This is a genomic window from Streptomyces sp. P5F9 (assembly GCF_057961495.1).
Genome location: NZ_JBXVPZ010000560.1, coordinates 1 through 5,770 on the forward strand (window position 1 = coordinate 1; position 5,770 = coordinate 5,770).

A 5,770-nucleotide genomic window follows, 5' to 3' on the forward strand; every position below is an offset into this window, starting at 1 on the left:
GTCGCCGAGAGCGCCCCCGCGGCTCCCGCAGCCCCGGCCGCGCCCGCCGCACCGGCCTCCGCCGGTGGTCCCCGTCCGGGCCCGCGGCCCGCGCCGCGTCCGGCTCCGGCCTCGCCGGCGCCGACCACGCCCGAGTTCACCGCCCCCCCGGCGGCTCCCGCGGCTCCGGCCGCGCCTGCCTCCAACGGCGGTTCCAGTTCTGCCCCGCGTCCGGGCGCCCCGCGTCCGGCGAGCCAGGCTCCCCGTCCGGGCGGTGCCCGTCCGGCCGGTCCCGGCCAGGGTGGTCCGGCTCGTGGCGACCGTCCCGAGCGTGGTGACCGCGGCGACCGTCCCGGCGCTCCGCGTCCGGCCGGCCAGGGCGCGCGTCCCGGTGCTCGTCCGGCCGGTCCCCGTCCGGGCAACAACCCGTTCACCTCCGGTGGTTCCACCGGCATGGCGCGCCCCGGCGCGCCCCGTCCCGGGGCCCCGCGTCCCGGCGGCCAGGACCGTCCGGGCGGTGCCCCCGGTGGCGCTCCGCGTCCCCAGGGTGCCGGTCAGGGCGGTCCCCGTCCCCAGGGCGCTTCGGGCGGTGCCCGTCCGGGTGCTCCCGGCGGCGCGCGTCCGAGCCCGGGCGGCATGCCCCGCCCGCAGGGCGGCGCTCCGCGTCCCGGTGGCGGCCCCGGTGGCAACCGTCCGAACCCCGGCATGATGCCGCAGCGTCCCGCTGCGGGCAGCCCCCGTCCCGGTGGCGGCCCCGGTGGCCGTGGTCCGGGTGCCGGCGGCGGTCGTCCCGGTGGTCCCGGTGGCGGTGGCGGCGGTCGTCCCGGTGGCGGCGGCGGCTTCGCCGGTCGTCCGGGTGGCGGCGGTGGCGGTTTCGCCGGTCGTCCCGCGGGTCCCGGTGGCGGTGGCGGCGGTTTCGCCGGCCGTCCGGGTGCTCCCGCCGGTGGCGGCGGTGGCCGTCCCGGCTTCGGTGGCCGTCCCGGTGGTCCGGGTGGCCGCGGTGGCACACAGGGCGCCTTCGGTCGTCCCGGTGGTCCCGCACGTCGTGGTCGCAAGTCGAAGCGGCAGAGGCGCCAGGAGTACGAGGCCATGCAGGCCCCGTCGGTCGGCGGTGTGATGCTGCCTCGTGGCAACGGACAGTCCGTCCGTCTGTCGCGCGGTGCGTCCCTCACCGACTTCGCCGAGAAGATCAACGCCAACCCGGCGTCGCTCGTCGGCGTGATGATGAACCTCGGCGAGATGGTCACTGCCACGCAGTCCGTCTCCGACGAGACGCTGAAGCTCCTCGCGGACGAGATGAACTTCGTCCTGGAGATCGTCAGCCCGGAGGAGGAGGACCGCGAGCTCCTGGAGTCCTTCGACATCGAGTTCGGCGAGGACGAGGGTGGCGAGGAGTTCCTCGTCGCGCGTCCGCCGGTCGTGACCGTCATGGGTCACGTCGACCACGGTAAGACCCGACTGCTGGACACCATCCGCAAGACGAACGTCGTCGCGGGCGAGGCCGGCGGTATCACGCAGCACATCGGTGCGTACCAGGTCGCGACCGAGGTCAACGGCGAAGAGCGTCGCATCACCTTCATCGACACCCCGGGTCACGAGGCGTTCACCGCCATGCGTGCCCGCGGTGCCAAGTCGACCGACATCGCGATCCTCGTGGTGGCGGCCAACGACGGTGTGATGCCCCAGACGATCGAGGCGTTGAACCACGCCAAGGCGGCCGACGTGCCGATCGTGGTCGCGGTCAACAAGATCGACGTCGAGGGTGCCGACCCGACCAAGGTGCGCGGTCAGCTCACCGAGTTCGGTCTGGTGGCCGAGGAGTACGGCGGCGACACGATGTTCGTCGACATCTCCGCCAAGCAGGGCCTCAACATCGAGAGCCTGCTGGAGGCCGTGGTCCTGACCGCGGACGCCTCGCTCGACCTGCGGGCCAACCCGGAGCAGGACGCGCAGGGCATCGCGATCGAGTCCCACCTCGACCGCGGCCGCGGCGCCGTCGCGACCGTCCTGGTCCAGCGAGGCACCCTGCGGGTCGGCGACACCATGGTGGTCGGCGACGCGTACGGCCGTGTCCGCGCGATGCTCGACGACAAGGGCGACAACGTGGAAGAGGCGGGTCCCTCGACCCCGGTCCTCGTCCTCGGACTCACCAACGTCCCGGGCGCCGGCGACAACTTCCTCGTCGTCGACGAGGACCGCACGGCACGTCAGATCGCCGAGAAGCGCGCGGCGCGCGAGCGCAACGCCAACTTCGCCCGGCGTGGAGTCCGGTTCTCCCTGGAGAACCTGGACGAGGCCCTCAAGGCCGGTCTGGTGCAGGAACTCAACCTCATCATCAAGGGCGACGCGTCCGGTTCGGTGGAGGCTCTTGAGTCCTCGCTGCTCCAGCTCGACGTCGGCGACGAGGTCGACATCCGCGTCCTGCACCGCGGTGTGGGTGCGGTCACCGAGTCGGACATCGACCTGGCGACCGGCTCCGACGCGATCGTCATCGGCTTCAACGTCCGCGCTGCGGGCCGCGCGGCGCAGATGGCGGAGCGCGAGGGCGTCGACGTCCGGTACTACTCGGTGATCTACCAGGCCATCGAGGAGATCGAGGCGGCCCTCAAGGGCATGCTCAAGCCGGAGTACGAGGAGGTCGAGCTCGGCACGGCGGAGATCCGCGAGGTCTTCAAGTCGTCCAAGCTGGGCAACATCGCCGGTGTCCTGGTCCGCTCCGGAGAGGTCAAGCGCAACACCAAGGCGCGCCTCGTCCGCGACGGCAAGGTCATCGCGGAGAGCCTCACCATCTCCGGTCTGCGTCGCTTCAAGGACGACGTCACCGAGATCCGCGAAGGGTTCGAGGGCGGTATCAACCTCGGCAACTTCAACGACATCAAGGTCGACGACGTCATCGCGACGTACGAGATGCGTGAGAAGCCTCGCGGCTGATCGACACAGCACGCGATCGGGGCCGGTCGGCGGAGAGAATTTCCGTCGATCGGCCCCGGCCGTTGCGTGTACGGTTCCAGTATCGGCGTCCAAGACCGGCGCCCATACCCCGAACCGGCGGGACATCCGGACACACATGTATGTGGGGACTCTGTCCTTCGACCTGCTCCTCGGCGACGTCCACTCGCTGAAGGAGAAACGGTCTCTCGTCCGTCCGATCGTGGCCGAACTCCAGCGCAAGTACGCGGTGAGCGCGGCCGAGACGGGCAGTCAGGACCTCCATCGCAGGGCCGAGATCGGGCTCGCGGTGGTCTCCGGGGACACGGGACACCTCACCGACGTACTGGACCGCTGCGAGCGACTCGTCGCCGCGCGGCCCGAGGTGGAACTGCTCTCCGTTCGACGCAGACTCCACAGCGACGAAGACTGAAGCCGGACGAAGACCGTAACCAGACGAAGACTGAAGCAAGCGGCAAGACGTAGTTGCAGCACGACGTAGTTACTAAGGAGACGGACCAGTGGCCGACAACGCGCGTGCCAAGAGGCTGGCGGACCTCATCCGAGAGGTGGTGGCCCAGAAGCTGCAGCGCGGCATCAAGGACCCGCGGCTCGGCACCCACGTCACCATCACGGACACCCGCGTCACGGGTGACCTCCGGGAGGCGACCGTCTTCTACACGGTCTACGGCGACGACGAGACGCGAGCCGAGGCGGCAGCCGGTCTGGAGAGCGCCCGGGGCGTCCTGCGCTCCGCGGTCGGCGCCGCGGCCGGCGTGAAGTTCACGCCCACCCTCACCTTCGTCGCGGACGCCCTCCCGGACACCGCCAAGACCATCGAGGACCTCCTCGACAAGGCACGGCAGTCCGACGAGAAGGTCCGCGAGGTCTCGGCGGGCGCCGCCTACGCGGGCGACGCGGACCCGTACAAGAAGCCCGGCGAGGACGACGAGGACGACGCCTCCGAATGACCGAGAAACCCCGGACGCCCGACGGCCTTGTCATCGTGGACAAGCCGTCGGGCTTCACCTCGCACGACGTGGTCGCCAAGATGCGCGGCATCGCCCGCACCCGCCGCGTCGGGCACGCAGGCACCCTCGACCCCATGGCCACGGGCGTGCTCGTCCTCGGTGTCGAGAAGGCGACAAAGCTCCTGGGCCATCTCGCCCTCACGGAGAAGGAGTACCTGGGCACGATCCGCCTGGGCCAGAGCACCCTCACCGACGACGCCGAGGGCGAGATCACGGGGTCGACAGACGCCTCGAAGGTCACCCGGGACGCCGTCGACGCCGGGATCGCCAAGCTCAGCGGCGAGATCATGCAGGTCCCGTCCAAGGTCAGCGCCATCAAGATCGACGGCGTGCGCTCGTACAAACGGGCCCGCGACGGCGAGGACTTCGAGATCCCCGCCCGTCCCGTCACCATCTCCTCCTTCGCGGTCCACGACGTCCGGGACGCCGTGGCCGAGGACGGCACCCCCGTCCTGGACCTGGTGGTCTCGGTGGTCTGCTCGTCCGGCACCTACATCCGGGCCCTGGCCCGCGACCTGGGCGAGGACCTCGGCGTGGGCGGCCATCTGACCGCCCTGCGCCGCACCCGCGTCGGCCCGTACAAGCTGGACACGGCCAAGACCCTGGACCAGCTCCAGGAGGAGCTGACCGTGATGCCGATCGCCGAAGCCGCCGAGGCCGCGTTCCCGCGCTGGTCCGTGGACAGCAGGCGGGCGAAGCTGCTGCTCAACGGTGTCCGCCTGGACATCCCCGAGGAGTACACGGGCGCCGGCGCGGTCGGCGTCTTCGATCCCGAGGGCCGCTTCCTGGCGCTCGTGGAGGAACAGAAGGGCAAGGCGAAGAGCCTCGCGGTCTTCGCCTGAGGAAAGCTCCCCGGGCGGGGCGGGATCTCAAGTCCCGCCCGTGGAGCGGCGGTCACGGGGTCTACGTTCCCGCCGCTCCACGGTCCCCCCTCGGTTCCCCCACCCCTAGGGTGTATCCAACCCTCCGCTTCTATTCACCCGTCCGGGCAGGCGCTCGGAGTGAACCGAGGGAGCGGAAGGGGGCGCGTTCACCACGCGATCTGTCCCGCTGATCACGCCACGCCTACCGTCGAACACAGGGCATGGGTACGCGGGGAGGTTCGACCATGGCGGGACGTGGCCCGCGGACGGGCGGCGGCCGACGGACGCGGGAAGACGTACGGGCGGAGCGATCAACGCGGGCTGCCATGTCGGCTGTTGATGTTGATGACGCGCCAGGTGCCGCGCCCGCTGCCGGTGATGAGTCCTTGGTACGCATCCGCGACCTCGCCGGGCGCCCGCGCGGAACCGGCTTCGTCGCCGACCACCACGGCACGGTGATCACCAGCCACGAGGCGGTCGACGGACTGCCTCGCCTGGTCCTGCACGCCGCCGGCGACCGCACCTGCCTCGTGACCGCCGACGCGGTGACCCCCCTGCCCGCCCTCGATCTCGCCCTCGTCCGCACCGAGGGCCTCGGCGTGGACCCGCTCCCCGTCACCGTCCGGGACCGCGTGGAGACCGGCACCTACGTACGCGTCGCCGCGGACCGCTGGCGCGAGGCCCGCCTCCTGGGCGCGACCTCCGTGACCTACACGGCCACCGACCGCTTCCATCTCCTCGACGACGCCCTGGAGTTGGCGATCGGCACGGCGGGGCGGGACGCGCTGCGGTTGGGCGGGGGAGCGGCCGGGGGACCGGTTCTCGACGCGGTGACCGGCGCGGTGATCGGTGTCCTCGGCACGGCGTTGCAGTCCGGGCAACGGGACACGGGGTTCGCGGTGCCGCTGCGACAAGTCGGGGGTGGGGAGGGGCTGTTGGGCGACCTCCTCGCACGGAATTCGGCGACCG

The 5,770-nt window shown here is 71.6% G+C and carries 5 protein-coding genes; all 5 read left to right on the forward strand.

Annotated features, from left to right (window positions below):
• On the forward strand, positions 1–2,910 hold a 2,910-nt coding region (gene infB / locus AC31A1_RS45475), incomplete at its 5' end, for a translation initiation factor IF-2 (RefSeq protein ID WP_489658942.1).
• A gap of 136 nt (positions 2,911–3,046) precedes the next feature.
• Positions 3,047–3,340: a DUF503 domain-containing protein gene (locus AC31A1_RS45480; protein ID WP_019064765.1), complete on the forward strand. Its 294-nt coding sequence runs from the start codon at positions 3,047–3,049 to the stop codon at positions 3,338–3,340.
• Positions 3,341–3,428: 88 nt separating this feature from the next.
• Complete coding sequence (rbfA, locus tag AC31A1_RS45485; RefSeq protein ID WP_318019170.1) at positions 3,429–3,878, forward strand: 30S ribosome-binding factor RbfA; 450 nt, start codon at positions 3,429–3,431, stop codon at positions 3,876–3,878.
• Positions 3,875–4,780, forward strand: a complete 906-nt coding sequence (gene truB / locus AC31A1_RS45490; protein ID WP_489658943.1) for a tRNA pseudouridine(55) synthase TruB — start codon at positions 3,875–3,877, stop codon at positions 4,778–4,780. The genes rbfA and truB overlap by 4 nt, the downstream gene beginning before the upstream one ends.
• 347 nt (positions 4,781–5,127) lie before the next feature.
• On the forward strand, positions 5,128–5,770 hold a 643-nt coding region (locus AC31A1_RS45495), incomplete at its 3' end, for a trypsin-like peptidase domain-containing protein (RefSeq protein WP_489658944.1).